The 13,196-nt window shown below is 45.9% G+C and carries 11 protein-coding genes; all 11 read right to left on the reverse strand.

Going from position 1 to position 13,196, the window contains the following annotated elements:
* Window positions 1-68: 68 nt before the first annotated feature.
* A complete protein-coding gene (locus CWC33_RS11815; RefSeq protein WP_232709804.1) occupies window positions 69-743 on the reverse strand; it encodes a sulfite exporter TauE/SafE family protein in 675 nt (224 codons plus the stop codon).
* Complete coding sequence (gene ccoS, locus CWC33_RS11820; protein ID WP_100692099.1) at window positions 724-939, reverse strand: cbb3-type cytochrome oxidase assembly protein CcoS; 216 nt, start codon at window positions 937-939, stop codon at window positions 724-726. Before ccoS ends, CWC33_RS11815 begins: the two co-directional genes overlap by 20 nt.
* Window positions 936-3,311, reverse strand: coding sequence for a heavy metal translocating P-type ATPase (locus tag CWC33_RS11825; RefSeq protein WP_100692100.1), 2,376 nt, complete (start codon window positions 3,309-3,311; stop codon window positions 936-938). Before CWC33_RS11825 ends, ccoS begins: the two co-directional genes overlap by 4 nt.
* Window positions 3,312-3,314: 3 nt before the next feature.
* On the reverse strand, window positions 3,315-3,812 hold the full coding sequence (locus CWC33_RS11830; RefSeq protein ID WP_100692101.1) for a FixH family protein: 498 nt from the start codon (window positions 3,810-3,812) through the stop codon (window positions 3,315-3,317).
* 50 nt (window positions 3,813-3,862) lie between these two features.
* Window positions 3,863-4,816, reverse strand: a complete 954-nt coding sequence (gene ccoP, locus CWC33_RS11835) for a cytochrome-c oxidase, cbb3-type subunit III (RefSeq protein ID WP_100692102.1) — start codon at window positions 4,814-4,816, stop codon at window positions 3,863-3,865.
* On the reverse strand, window positions 4,809-4,994 hold the full coding sequence (locus tag CWC33_RS11840) for a cbb3-type cytochrome oxidase subunit 3 (RefSeq protein WP_100692103.1): 186 nt from the start codon (window positions 4,992-4,994) through the stop codon (window positions 4,809-4,811). Before CWC33_RS11840 ends, ccoP begins: the two co-directional genes overlap by 8 nt.
* The gene (gene ccoO / locus CWC33_RS11845; RefSeq protein ID WP_100692104.1) at window positions 4,994-5,614 is read right to left on the reverse strand and encodes a cytochrome-c oxidase, cbb3-type subunit II; all 621 of its coding nucleotides are present in this window, start codon (window positions 5,612-5,614) and stop codon (window positions 4,994-4,996) included. The genes CWC33_RS11840 and ccoO overlap by 1 nt, the downstream gene beginning before the upstream one ends.
* Window positions 5,615-5,625: 11 nt before the next feature.
* The gene (ccoN, locus tag CWC33_RS11850) at window positions 5,626-7,062 is read right to left on the reverse strand and encodes a cytochrome-c oxidase, cbb3-type subunit I (protein ID WP_058579175.1); all 1,437 of its coding nucleotides are present in this window, start codon (window positions 7,060-7,062) and stop codon (window positions 5,626-5,628) included.
* A 138-nt stretch (window positions 7,063-7,200) separates the two neighbouring features.
* Window positions 7,201-8,841: a methyl-accepting chemotaxis protein gene (locus CWC33_RS11855; RefSeq protein WP_100692105.1), complete on the reverse strand. Its 1,641-nt coding sequence runs from the start codon at window positions 8,839-8,841 to the stop codon at window positions 7,201-7,203.
* A 106-nt stretch (window positions 8,842-8,947) separates the two neighbouring features.
* Window positions 8,948-12,082 (reverse strand): efflux RND transporter permease subunit, encoded by a 3,135-nt coding sequence (locus CWC33_RS11860; RefSeq protein ID WP_100692106.1) that lies wholly within the window; start codon window positions 12,080-12,082, stop codon window positions 8,948-8,950.
* Window positions 12,079-13,173 carry an efflux RND transporter periplasmic adaptor subunit gene (locus tag CWC33_RS11865; RefSeq protein WP_100692107.1) on the reverse strand — a complete coding sequence of 365 codons (1,095 nt, stop codon included), beginning with the start codon at window positions 13,171-13,173 and terminating at the stop codon, window positions 12,079-12,081. Before CWC33_RS11865 ends, CWC33_RS11860 begins: the two co-directional genes overlap by 4 nt.
* Between the last annotated feature and the right edge of the window lie 23 nt (window positions 13,174-13,196).

Raw genomic sequence — 13,196 nt, forward strand, 5'->3', positions numbered from 1 at the left:
TTTATTCCTTAATTATAGAGTCATGCTTCTTACTTAAGAATAGCTGATGAATAGCGAATTTGAAGCCTTTAATGACCAGCTGAATGGAGAAAAGGTTTGATCAGCGTCACGAAACTCCAAAGAGCATAAACAATCAGGAGTATTCCCATCGCTGTGCGAACGCCACGGGCTTTTAGAAAGTTATGCAGAAATTGACTGAAGTGACCGGCTGCTATCATTGCAGGGAGGGTGCCGAGGCCAAAGAAGGCCATCGTTAATGCGCCACCATGCGCAGTACCGCTAATGGCGGCCCAGCTTAATGCAGTGTAAACCATGCCACAAGGCAGCCACCCCCATAAAGCGCCAGCTAAGAAGGTATTAACAAGCCCCTGTCTATTATTAAAACGTCCCGCAAACGGTTGTATTTTTCGCCAAAGTGGAGCCGCGAGTTTTTCTATATAAACGAGTCCGGAAAACCAGCCGGTAAAGTACAAACCAAGCAACAATAAAAATAGGGCGGCGAGCCAGCGGAGTACGACAGTAGTGTATGAACCATCGGGGGATATTAGCCCTATCGCAGCACCAACAAGAGCCCCAATAAAAATATAAGACGTAATACGCCCCAGATTATAAATCCAGACAATATAGGGCTTAGATCGAACGCCAATAGCACTGGCAATACCGCCGCACATTACTAGGCAGTGTCCGGCACCGGCTAAGCCCATCATCAAAGCAGTAATGTAATCAGCGCTTGGTGTCATCATCACTATCCTGCTTGTTATTTTGCTCGTCCGGCTCTTTGTTATCCGCGTCCTCAGGCTTATCATCATCCATTAAAATATTAAGGCCCTGACGCTCAATATCCTCAAACTGATCGGAGCGAACCGCCCAGAAAAAAACGGCTATGGCGATAATCACAAAAATAATCGCTACCGGAATTAACGCATAAATAACACTCATTTTTTATAAAGCCTTAATGAATTGGCGATAACCAATAAGGAACTTAGTGACATGCCCAAAGCAGCCGCCCATGGCGCAACAAAGCCAAGCGCTGCAAAGGGTAATATGCTCACATTATACAGCAAAGCCCAACTGAAATTCTGCCGCATAATGCTGCGTACTTTTGTCGCACTCTTAATAACCGTTTCAATCTGCCAAAGCGAGTCGCCCATTAAAATAATATCCGCTGACGTTTGAGCAAGGTCAGACGCACTGGAAAATGTCATAGAAAGGTCAGCCTGCGCGAGTACCGGACTGTCATTTATGCCATCACCAATCATCCACACCGTTTGTCCGCTGCTTTGCGCATCAATAATCAGACGAAGTTTGTCTTCAGGCTTTGTTTCACAGTGCCATTTTTTGATACCTAGCGCGTTAGCGACGTTTTCAACTCTGTCTTTGCTGTCTCCACTAACAATAATCGGTGTGTACCCTTGTTGCTGCAGCGTTGTTATGGTTTCTGACGCTCCTGAGCGCAACTGGTCGTCAACATGGTATTCGGCTAACACCTGTGCTTCGCTGGCAAGAACAACCTGATGCTGACCTTCAGGCTGGTGTTTAGGGTGCCACTGCTGAATAAAGCTCCGGCTACCAATGCGGTAGCGAACACCGTTTGCAATACCTTCTAACCCAAGACCTTGGTAGTTCTCGACGCTCTCGAAGCTGACTGGCTGTACTGAAAGCTGCTTTAATGGTGCGGCGATAGGGTGCTCAGAGTGGCTCTCAAGACCTGCTGTCAGAGCATCATTGTGATGAGACTTTGCATAATCTCGCTTTGAAAGTAACTTAAATTTACCTTCAGTTAAGGTGCCGGTTTTATCCAGAAAGACTGTTTTTAAGCTTTTTACCGATTCAATGACATCGGCATTTTTTAACAAGATGCCATCATTATTTAATCGATGAATAATGCCGGTTAGCGCGGTTGGGGCGGCTAACGACAGTGCACAAGGGCAGGTGGCAACCAATACCGCCAACGTCACCCACAAAGCGTGCTCAGGATTGATAAACCACCAGGCTAAGAAGGTAACCGTTGCGGTTAAAAGAATGCCGGCAATGAAATAACCTGCCACTTTATCAATGACTTGTTGTACTTTGGGTTTGTCAGCTAAAGCAGCATCTTGCATCGCAATGATACCGGCAAGCACCGTTTGCTGAGCCACCTCAGTCACTTCTACACGAATAGGAGAGCTCTGATTCAGACTGCCGGCAACCACTTTGTCGCCTTTTATCTTTGATGCGGGACGACTTTCACCGGTTAAAAGGCTTTCATCTACTTGCGCTTTGTCAGTGAGCAAGTTTCCATCGGCCGGTAGCGTTTCTCCGGGCTTAACCCGAATAATATCGCCGATCTTTAACTGGCGAACCGCAATTTCTTCTGTACTTTCGCCAATCTCGCGAACGGCGAGTTTGGGAAGCAGCGTTAGCCTGTTTGTCGCAAAACGTAATGCTTTTTCTTTGGCTAATAACTCTAAAAAGCGACCCGTTAATAAGAAGAAAGTAAACATTGAGATAGACTCAAAGTACACTTCTCCGGTATTGGTGATAGTTGCATACACACTAGCGCTGTACGCTCCCAATAACGCAATAGATACCGGAATATCCATATTTAGTTTACTTGCCTGAAGGCCTCTCAAGGCTCCGGCATAAAATGGCTGTGCACTGTATAAAATAACGGGGGTAGCAAATACCAGGCTAACAACCCAAAGAAAGCGTTGTAAGCTTTCCGATAGGTCACCGCCGACACCAAAATATAATCCAAAGGCCACCATCATCACTTGCATCGTGGCGATACCGGCAACACCTAAGCGCTTAATGTATCCCTTGCGTTGCTTCTCGTATTGATGTTCTGCTTCGTTGGGTTGAAAGGGAAGCGCTTTATATCCAATGCGGGCTAAGGTTTGCAGTATTTCACTCAACTTTAACGTGCTGTCATTCCAGTGTACCTGCAAACGGCGGCTGCTAACATTAACGACCGCTTTATGTACTCCCTGCAAGCGCATTAGTTCTTGTTCTATTAACCATCCGCAGGCACCGCAGGTAATGTTTTCAACGGTCAGTGTCGCGATTTGTATGTTGTCGCCAGTGTCACGAATAAACTCTTTTTGAATATCCGGGTGGTCATAAAGCGTTAATTGTTTGAGCTCGTCCGGAAGGAGAGGTGTTTCCAGAGGTTTTTCATCTCGGTGCTGATAATACGCGTCGAGGTTGTGCTGAATTATCGTATTAGCCACTGCCTCACAACCCGCACAACAAACGGCTTTTTCTTCACCTCTATACCGGACGGTTAAATCGACGCCCCTTGGAACGGGCTGTAAACAGTGAAAGCATTCCATCGTTTAAACGCCATAAAGAAGAGGGCGTAGCGGGGTAAATTCGGACTTAGGTAACTGATACTTTTCGCTGACTTTCCACACGCCATCGAAAGGTTCAACTGTAATGGTCCATTTACCATCAATATTTTCCGGAATGTCCGCTCGGTAGGTTCCGTCCGCACCGCCTGTCATCATGAGGTCGAAATCTTTTGACGCTTGGGTAGCGTGAACAAAGTGCACTTTTAACGCACTCAGTTCTTCCGGTTTTCCAGTTTTATAGCGCAGCTCAAAAACACCATTATTGGCGATGAATTCAAAGCTAATATCACGTCGCTGCGCTTCTTCAACATGCTCAATAATGGCGTTGATTGTTTTGCCTCGTTTGTAATAGTCATCCACGACCATCTGGAAGTTACCCTGACTGACGGCAAGATAAATAATAATACCGCAGACTATCATAACAGTGACAGGTAATGAGATGAGAAACCAAGGCCAAAACTGCTTATACCAAGGTTGTTGCATAGTAAACCTCTTACAAAAAACCCCGCCGTAGCGGGGCTTGTGATTTCCTTTTACTCGTCGTCAGAGAGCGAGTAAACATAAGCCGATATAACGTGTATTTTATCCTCACCCAGAATATCTTTCCAGGCAGGCATAACACCATTACGGCCATGCTTCAGCGTTTCTTCAATCTTATTAATTGAACCGCCGTATAACCAAACGTTATCGGTTAAGTTTGGAGCACCTAATTGCTGATTGCCTTTACCGTCAGCACCGTGGCATGCACTGCAAACCGCGAAGTTGGCTTTGCCAGCTTCAACCAAGTCAGGATCACGGTCACGGCCACTTAGACTCGCAACGTAGTTAGCAAGCTCTGTAATTTGCTTGTCACTAAACTGCTCGCCAAATGCCGGCATGTTGCCTTGACGACCTTGTAATAGCGTCGTTTTAATAGCGTCCGGGGAACCGCCGTATAACCAGTCGTTATCCGTTAGGTTAGGGAAGCCCTGACCACCCATTGCGTTTGAACCGTGACACTGAGCACAGTTTTGCAAGAACAAGCGCTGGCCGACATCCAATGCATCTTCGTTATGAGCCAACTCTTCGATAGGTTGTTGAGCATAAGCTTCAAAGATTGGTCCATACTTTTCTTCAGCGTCGCGAACCGCTCGGTCATATTCAACAATCAAGCCTTGTTCTTTGGCTTCTTTCATTGCCTGACGAGACTCTTCTAACGACTGAACGTCTTGGTTAGAGCTTTTCCAGCCTAATAACCCCTGAAAGTTACCTAGGCCAGGGTATAGTGCTAAGTATATAAAGCCCCAGGCAAAACACGCCCAGAATAAGTAAGTCCACCACTTAGGAAGTGGGTTATTCATCTCCACAATGCCATCGAATTCGTGGTCCATTTCCTGACCTTCTTCGATGTGTGTGTAGTTTTTCATGTTCCAACGCAGTAGCCATATCAGAACGAATAAAAGGCCTAGCGTTAAAACAATGATCCATGCACTCCAGAAGCTACTCATCTTTCTTCGACTCCGGTTTGTCGCTATTAGTCGTTGATGAAGTCTCATCCTCAAAAATAGAGTTGGCGGCTTCATCAAATTGTTTTTTACTGCGGCGGCTGAAAGCCCAGAACACAATGGCAATAAAAATTGCCAGAATGATCAGGCTAAATACACCGCGCCAAGTTCCGTAATCCATTATTTATCGGCCTGCTGTAAAGCGGTACCCAGGGACTGAAGATACGCAATAAGTGCATTCATTTCAGTTTCACCCTGAACGGCTTCTTTTGCACCCGCAATATCTTCATCGGTATACGGAACGCCGAGAGAACGCATCACTTCCATTTTCTTTGCCGTTTTCTCGCCAGTCAGTTTATTTTCAGCTAACCAAGGGAAGGCTGGCATATTTGACTCAGGTACAACGTTACGCGGATTCATTAGATGAACATAATGCCATTCATCGCTATAACGTCCGCCTACACGTGCTAAATCAGGTCCGGTACGCTTAGAGCCCCACAAGTGAGGGAATTCCCAAACGTGTTCGCCCGCTAATGAGTAGTGACCATAACGCTCTGTTTCTGCACGGAATGGACGAATCATCTGGCTATGACAGTTATTACAACCTTCGCGCATGTAAATGTCGCGACCTTCAAGTTCAAGCGCGGTGTATGGTTTTAAGCCTTTAATAGGCTCGTTAGTTTGGTTTTGAAATAACAACGGTGTAATTTCAACCAAACCACCAATAGACACTGCGATTATCATGAAGATAGATAGCCAGCCTAAGTTCTTTTCAACAAATTCGTGTTTAAAGCGACTCATTTCCTTCCCCCTCAGGCTGTTTGTACGACGTTGCCTGCGGCAGTCTCACGACGGCCAGCACGAATGGTTTTATAACAGTTATATGCCATTAACAGCATACCGACGACAATAAATACACCACCAATAAAGCGGCCAGTCCAGAACGGGTAAGACGCCTGAACACTTTCTACAAAGCTGTAGGTGAGAGTTCCGTCAGAGTTAGTCGCGCGCCACATCAGACCTTGCATGACACCTGAAATCCACATAGAGACGATGTAGAAGACAACACCGATGGTGTGCAACCAGAAATGTACGTTCACTAATTTAATGCTGTGAATTTCTTTCTGGTTAAACAGGCGTGGAACTAAGTAGTACATAGAACCAATGGTAATCATCGCGACCCAACCAAGGGCACCTGAGTGGACGTGACCTACTGTCCAGTCAGTATAGTGGGACAGGGCGTTTACTGACTTGATTGCCATCATTGGTCCTTCAAAGGTGGACATGCCGTAGAACGACAGAGACACAATCAAGAAGCGCAGGATTGGGTCAGTACGCAGTTTATGCCATGCACCAGAAAGCGTCATGATACCGTTGATCATGCCGCCCCAGGACGGTACGAACAAGATAACTGACATAACCATACCGACGGACTGAGTCCAGTCAGGTAAAGCGGTGTAGTGCAGATGGTGAGGGCCGGCCCAAATATACAGTGAAATAAGTGCCCAGAAGTGAACAACGGATAAACGGTATGAGTAAACCGGACGTTCTGCTTGCTTAGGTACGAAGTAATACATCATACCCAGGAAACCAGCGGTCAATAGGAAGCCAACAGCGTTGTGCCCGTACCACCACTGAACCATAGCGTCGACAGCACCTGAGTACATAGAGTATGACTTAGTGAAGTCCACCGGTACTGCCAGGCTGTTAACGATGTGTAGCATCGCAATAACGACAATGAACCCGCCGTAGAACCAGTTCGCAACATAAATGTGCGAGGTTTTACGAATGGCTAAAGTCCCAAAAAATACGATGAGGTAAGCAATCCAGACAATAGCGATAAGAATATCGATTGGCCATTCAAGCTCAGCATATTCTTTCGTGCTGGTTAAACCGAGTGGCAGCGTAATAACTGCGGCAACAATAACGGCTTGCCAACCCCAGAAGGTAAAAGCAGCAAGTTTGTCTGAGAAAAGACTCACTTTACAGGTTTTTTGCACCACGTAATAAGAGGTGGCAAAAAGCGCACTGGTACCAAACGCAAAAATAACGGCGTTGGTATGAAGAGGGCGAAGACGTGAGTAGGTTAGCCAAGGTGTATTAAAGTTAAGTTCAGGCCAGACGAGCTGGGCTGCAATTAACACACCTAACGCCATACCGACGATACCCCAAATAATGGTCATGACAGTAAACTGCCGGACGACCTTCATATTATATTCGTTCGGTTGTTGTGGAATAGTTTGACTCATCTTTTAAATCCGCAATGATTAAGATCAGGAAAAAGGAGACTTTTACCAGACACACTCCTTGTAAAAGTACCTTCATTTTACGCTTTATGTTCAAAAAGGTACAGGGGGATATTGCCAGTATCCCCATAACTTTCAAGGTTATTGCGTTTTAAAGCGGCTAACAAGTTGACTTAAATCAACACTGTTTTTATTAAGATCCTGACTGACTTCAGCAACTTGGGCGTTTGCTTCCTGATTTGCGTGAGAAAGATCAGAAATACCAGTGATGTTTTCGTTCAAATCTTTGGTGACTCGGCTTTGTTCGTCTGTGGCCGAAGCTATCTGAACATTCATGGTCGAGATGTTTGCAACAGCTTCCTGAATTTGACTAATAGCTTGTTCTGCTTTTAGCGCTTCCTCATTGGTTGAAGCAGAACGACCTTCAACGTCCGTAATGATTTGGCTAACGTCCTTTATGGCTCCCTGAATGCTGTCAACAATGCCTGAAATCTCATCAGTCGAATGTTGTGTGCGTGTAGCCAGTGTTCGTACCTCATCAGCCACAACGGCAAACCCTCGACCGGCTTCACCCGCGCGAGCCGCTTCAATAGCTGCATTTAAAGCCAGAAGATTGGTCTGTTCTGCAATGGAAATAATGACGCCCAAAATATTGCCAATTTTTTCTGAGCCATCCTGAAGCAGACGAGCTTGCTCACCGGCTTTTTTAAGCTCTTTTGTCAGTGCTTCAATGTTATTTACAGATTCGCGTACAATAACAGCAGAGCGACCGGCTTCTTCATCAGCGGTATTTGCGGAATCAGCAGCCTGACGAGCATGATCCGCGACCTCTGCCGCAGACGATGAGAGCTCAGTAATCGCGGTTGCGACAGAGCCCGTTTGTGAACTCAACTCGTCGCTTTGCTGACTACTGCTGGAAGACAGTTCTATCAGCTTTTTCGCGGCCTCACTTTCACGTTGAGCACTTTCCTGAACACTTTGCACTAACTGCTGTATTTTATGTACAAAGGTATTAAATGACGCGGCCAATCTCGCCAGTTCATCAGACCCCGTATCATTTAGGCGACGAGTTAAGTCGCCTTCACCTTCGGCTATATCGACCATGGCGTTGTTAATGGTTTTAAGCGGTCGTGTAATCGATCGGATAATGAGGATAAACAAGAGCATTAAAGGAACGGCCAGCACCAGCGCTAAACCGGCCAGTTTAAAAAACTCCTGCCATAAAATAGTCGCAATGTTATCGGTGTATTGTCCTGTGCCAAGAATGATATTCCAGGGTTCGAAAACCCGAATTCGGCTGACCTTAGAAACCAAATTGTTACTATCGCTGCCTTTTTGCCAAATGTACTCGACAGTGCCCCGATCGCTCGAGCGCGCTTTATTGATCATCTCCTGGAACAAGCGAGTACCTTCAGGATCTTCATAGGACAACACATTCTTACCAACTAAAGATTTAGTAAAAGGATGCTGAACCATTTCGCCTTGGCGGTTAAGCGTAAAAATATATTCCGCTCCTTCATACCGAATTTCATCAAGGCGGTTAAAAGCTTGCTGACGGGCTTGCTGTTCTGTCAATTGGCCGCTTTCAGCTTGTTCATGATAATAACTAACAATGGTGTGGGCGGCGTCTAATACAGCATCAAGCTTGCGCTTTTCTTCATCGATTAGAAGTCCGTTTAAAATAAACATCATAAAAGCCACCATTAGGGCGGTGCCGAAAGCAGCGATTCCTAATAAAGTGACAAGCCGCTGGGTAATGCTAAGACGCTGTATTAGCTTCATGGCCGTTCCTTAACTTTTTTAATTATGTTTTTATATCGTCTTAATTTACCTTTTCTTTACGCAAAGGAAAGTAGACCAAAGTCAAAGAACGTGTTTAAAAAGCATCCTATTCAGTTTTAGCGTTTCGTTGTTCCTTCAAAAGTAGGGCAGAAAGCGCCGGTAATGTAACAATAGTAACGATAGCCGCGCCTATTAAACCAAACATCACAATAATGCCAACGCCACGGTAAAGCTCTGTCCCTTCGCCAGGAATAAATACCAATGGTGCAATCCCGCATAAGGTTGTCAAAGTGGTAATCGTGATAGGGCGTACACGAGAGCGTAGGCCTTCTTTTATAGCATCAATAAGTGCGTAGTTTTCTTTATCACGCAAATAAACGGCACGCTCAACGACCAATATCGGGTTGTTGATAACGGTTCCCATGAGTATCAAAAAGCCCAGCATGGTTATCATATCGAACGGCTGACTCAACGGTTTCATACCCAGTAGTGGCAGTAAATCGCCAACACCATTCATTAGGGCTAGCCCAAGAATACCAGCACTGATACCCATCGGAATGGTCAACATAATAAGCAGTGGGTATCCCCAGTGCGCGAATATTGCCACCATGAGTAAATAAACGATGGCGACTGAAAGCAGATAGTTTTGACTAAGAGCTGCCTGCGTTTCTGCTAGCTGATCCGCCGCTCCCGACAACTGCGTTGTGATGTCTTTACTAATAACACCTTGATCGCGCAGATGTTGAATCACGTCACTTTGAACGGTCTGCACCCCCGATTCCAACGGTACGTCATCGGGTGGAATAATATTTAAGGTGACCGTTCTGCGGCTATCGACCCGACGCACCGTGCTGGTATCGACTGTTTCTTTAACTTCAGCTAGCGCCGATAGCGGCAGGGGACGTCCCTGATACTGAAGAACGGGCATGGTATTTAAGTCATCCGGTTTGACGTTAGTTTCGTCCTGACTGAATAAATACATATCGATTTTGTCGTCCCCCTGAAAGAACTCGCCGACAAAAGCGCCATCGGTCAGTGCGGCAACGGCAAACCCCAGACTCTCTGCATCACTATTAATTTCAGCCAAACGGTCAAAATCAGGTTTCACTTCCAGTAACGGTTGTTGTAACGTCAAAGAGCTGGGGTTACTTTGAATGCGAGGGTTACCAAAAACCTTCTCCGAGCGGGCATAAATGGCACGCGCAGCGTTATAGACCTCGGCTAAATTACTGCCTCCAACATCAACGTTAATGCTTCGGGTTCCACCGTCATTGCTGCTAATAATAGAACCCTTAGTGGCAAACGCGCGCATTCCAGGGTAACGCTCATAAACCGTGGTTATCGCATCCATTAGCTCCTCGATACGATCTGGGTTTCGAGTCTCAGCAATAATTCGCATACTGGTTGGCGATATGCTGTAACTAATAGTTTTTAATGCCGGTATAGTGAGTCCGCCGGGGCTTTGCACTTCATTTCTATCGGTAATAAGAGCCGGGTCGAAGATCGCCCGAATTTCATCGCCGATCGCTGACATGGTTTGTAAGTTATAACCCGGTGGTGCATTCATCGAGGCAAACGTTTTCGCTTCTTCACCCTCCGGTAAGTATTCCGCAGGCGGTGTTAAAATCAACCAAGTGACCACTACCGCAATAAAGGTAACGCCTACGGTCAGTAATTGACGGCTTTTACTGGCTAATGTTGATTCCGCTATTTTATCGACGTTAGTTAATAGTTTGTCGGTTACATCGGTTTTTGCTTTTGCTGGGAAATAGGTTGAGAGTAAAGGAACCAATGTGACCGAAACGGCCATAGAAGCAATAATAGCGGACGAGATGGCAATAGCTATGTCGGAATAGAGTTGTCCGGCTTCCTGGACGATAAACAGGATAGGCAGGAAAACCATCACGGTTGTTAAGGTTGACGCAAGAACTGCCGTCCATACTCGCTGGACGCCTAATATTGCGGCCTTTTTGGGCGAAGCGCCTTTTTGTCTTTCCAGCTCAATACTTTCCAACACGACAATGGTGTTATCCAATGTCATGCCGATGGCAAAGGCAATACCTGCCAGCGAAATAACATTGATGGTTCGTTCGAGGAGAAGTAAACCGATAAAGCCAGCCAATGTGCATATTGGGATACCAATAACGGCGATGAGTGTCGCACGACGTGAACGCATTAGGGCATACATGACTAAGGTGGCAAACAATGCGCCCAGCGCCAGGTTAAAAAGCACATTTTGAATAGAGGCTTCCACGTAGCGAACATCATCCGAGTTCAGAATGATTTGCATCCCGGCGGGACGTAAAAGTTCTTCATTAATACGCTCAACCTCTTCAAGCATAGCGTACTTTATATCAATAACATTGGACCCTGACTCGCGCTTTACCTGAAGGCTTAATACTTGTTCGTCCTTGAACCAAGACTCACTGTTGGTTTCAAAATGATTTAGGTCGATGCGGGCGATATCGTTTAATCGAATGATACGGTCGCCGTTACGCGCAATAATGGTGCTTTCCATTTCACCCAGGCTGTCGAAACGCCCAACGGTGCGTAGTAAATAGCGACGTTTGTTTTGCTCAAGTTCACCCGCCGAGGTATCCACGTTGCGACGCTGAAGGGCCTGCTGAACATCGGTCACCGTTAACCCATAGCTACTTAGCATCTCGCGATCAAGTTGAATGCGAACTTGTCTCTGAGCACCGCCACTGACTTCAACTTGTGACACGCCGGCAACACTCGACATGCGGGGTCGGACATTGTCCTCGATATAGTCGCGCATTCGGACCATATCAATATTCTTCGGATTATCGGGTAGGGGAGCCACCCGAAAATACATAAAGGCGTTACTTGAAAATGAAGCAGCAAAAATACGAGGTTGATCGACATTGTCGGGATAGTTCGTAACCTGACTTAATGCATTGTTAACTAGAATTAATGTTTCGGTAACATCAATTCCAAAAGGAAAGTCCAACTCGATAGATGCCAGGCCGTTACTGGCACTACTTTCCATGCGTTGTAGATTGGGCACAGTGCGAAGGTATTCTTCTTGCTCTATTAAAATCTCTTTTTCGATATCCTGCGGTGTTGCTCCAGGCCAATTGGTTTGCACCGATATTGTCCTGACTTCCAAATCAGGGATCATTTGCACTGGTATTTTTAAGGCTGCGGAAATGCCTAACAAACAAAGAATGAGAACCGCAACAATGGTGACATGCTTATGGCGTATCAGGGCTTCTATCATAATGGCAGCTCATAGTCTTGACTGGTAGATGGGGTTACGCTTTCTCCGTCAGTTAATGATTCATTCCCCCGTACGACCACTTTGTCATCTTGACTGAGTCCAGATTCTATAACGATCCAGCCGTTAAACGACTGCCCTAATTCAACCAATTTCTCTCTTACAATTGATTCGTTGTTTTCACCTTCAATGACCCACACCGAGGTACGGCCGTCACTGTAGCGAATCACAGCGTCTTGCGGCACAACTAACTCCGGGGCGGCGCTGCGTAATTTAATTTTTGCGTTCACAGCAGCGCCGACAACAAGCTGCTCGGGCTTATTGGGTTTCAGCCTTAGCAAAAAGGTTTTGTCATTGGGGTTAATATAGGGAACTTTTGCCTTGATTGTCGCATTGGTCAGTTGGTTACCGTTTGCTATCTTCACTTCTGTTGAGTCATCTATTTCGCCCAAATAACGCTGCGCAACGTAGACATCAACATAAATATTTTCCAGCTCAACAACTCGAAATGCGGGCTGATCCTGGGTAATCCATTCACCGACATTAACAAATCTCTCGGCAACGACTGCATTAAAAGGGGACTTTAGCTGATGGTAGTCCAGGTTAACTTCACGCTCATTCAAACGCGCTGAAATCTCGGATAAATTCGCCTCTGCTACCGACACGGCGGCACGAGCCCGGCGCAATTCGCTTTGGGCGACAAAATCTGTTTTTGCCAGACTTTGGAGCTCTTCTAACTGTTGTTGTTCGTCATTAAGGGTTGCCTGTAGTGATTTTTTTTGCGCTTTTAATGACTCGATACTCGCGTTAATTTGACGTTTATCCAGTTGTGCAATAGTCGAGTTGGCATCAACGTTGTCACCCACATCGTACTCGAAAGACAACAAACGCCCGGAAACGCCGAAACTTAAGTTACTGTTATTGTTCGCGGTTACAGAGGCAGGAATGGACATCATTTGATAAGCGTGTTGCTTTTTAACGTTAACAACATCAACTTTTGTTGAGCTTTGAATTGCCAGCGCATCGCTGGTCATAAAGACGCTAAAAGAGACTGCAACTACCAGTGAGTAATATCGAGATGCCAATATTTTCATAATTTAGACAAGCCTTTTACAAT

The sequence above is a fragment of the Idiomarina sp. X4 genome, from assembly GCF_002808045.1.
GTDB lineage: Bacteria > Pseudomonadota > Gammaproteobacteria > Enterobacterales > Alteromonadaceae > Idiomarina.

Coding starts and splice junctions, on each gene's coding strand:
- CWC33_RS11860 (WP_100692106.1), bottom strand. CDS start 12,082: ATGATAGAAGCCCTGATACGCCATAAGCATGTCACCATTGTTGCGGTT.
- ccoS (WP_100692099.1), bottom strand. CDS start 939: ATGAGTGTTATTTATGCGTTAATTCCGGTAGCGATTATTTTTGTGATT.
- ccoO (WP_100692104.1), bottom strand. CDS start 5,614: ATGAGTCGCTTTAAACACGAATTTGTTGAAAAGAACTTAGGCTGGCTA.
- ccoP (WP_100692102.1), bottom strand. CDS start 4,816: ATGAGTAGCTTCTGGAGTGCATGGATCATTGTTTTAACGCTAGGCCTT.
- CWC33_RS11840 (WP_100692103.1), bottom strand. CDS start 4,994: ATGGATTACGGAACTTGGCGCGGTGTATTTAGCCTGATCATTCTGGCA.
- ccoN (WP_058579175.1), bottom strand. CDS start 7,062: ATGAGTCAAACTATTCCACAACAACCGAACGAATATAATATGAAGGTC.
- CWC33_RS11865 (WP_100692107.1), bottom strand. CDS start 13,173: ATGAAAATATTGGCATCTCGATATTACTCACTGGTAGTTGCAGTCTCT.
- CWC33_RS11825 (WP_100692100.1), bottom strand. CDS start 3,311: ATGGAATGCTTTCACTGTTTACAGCCCGTTCCAAGGGGCGTCGATTTA.
- CWC33_RS11855 (WP_100692105.1), bottom strand. CDS start 8,841: ATGAAGCTAATACAGCGTCTTAGCATTACCCAGCGGCTTGTCACTTTA.
- CWC33_RS11815 (WP_232709804.1), bottom strand. CDS start 743: ATGATGACACCAAGCGCTGATTACATTACTGCTTTGATGATGGGCTTA.
- CWC33_RS11830 (WP_100692101.1), bottom strand. CDS start 3,812: ATGCAACAACCTTGGTATAAGCAGTTTTGGCCTTGGTTTCTCATCTCA.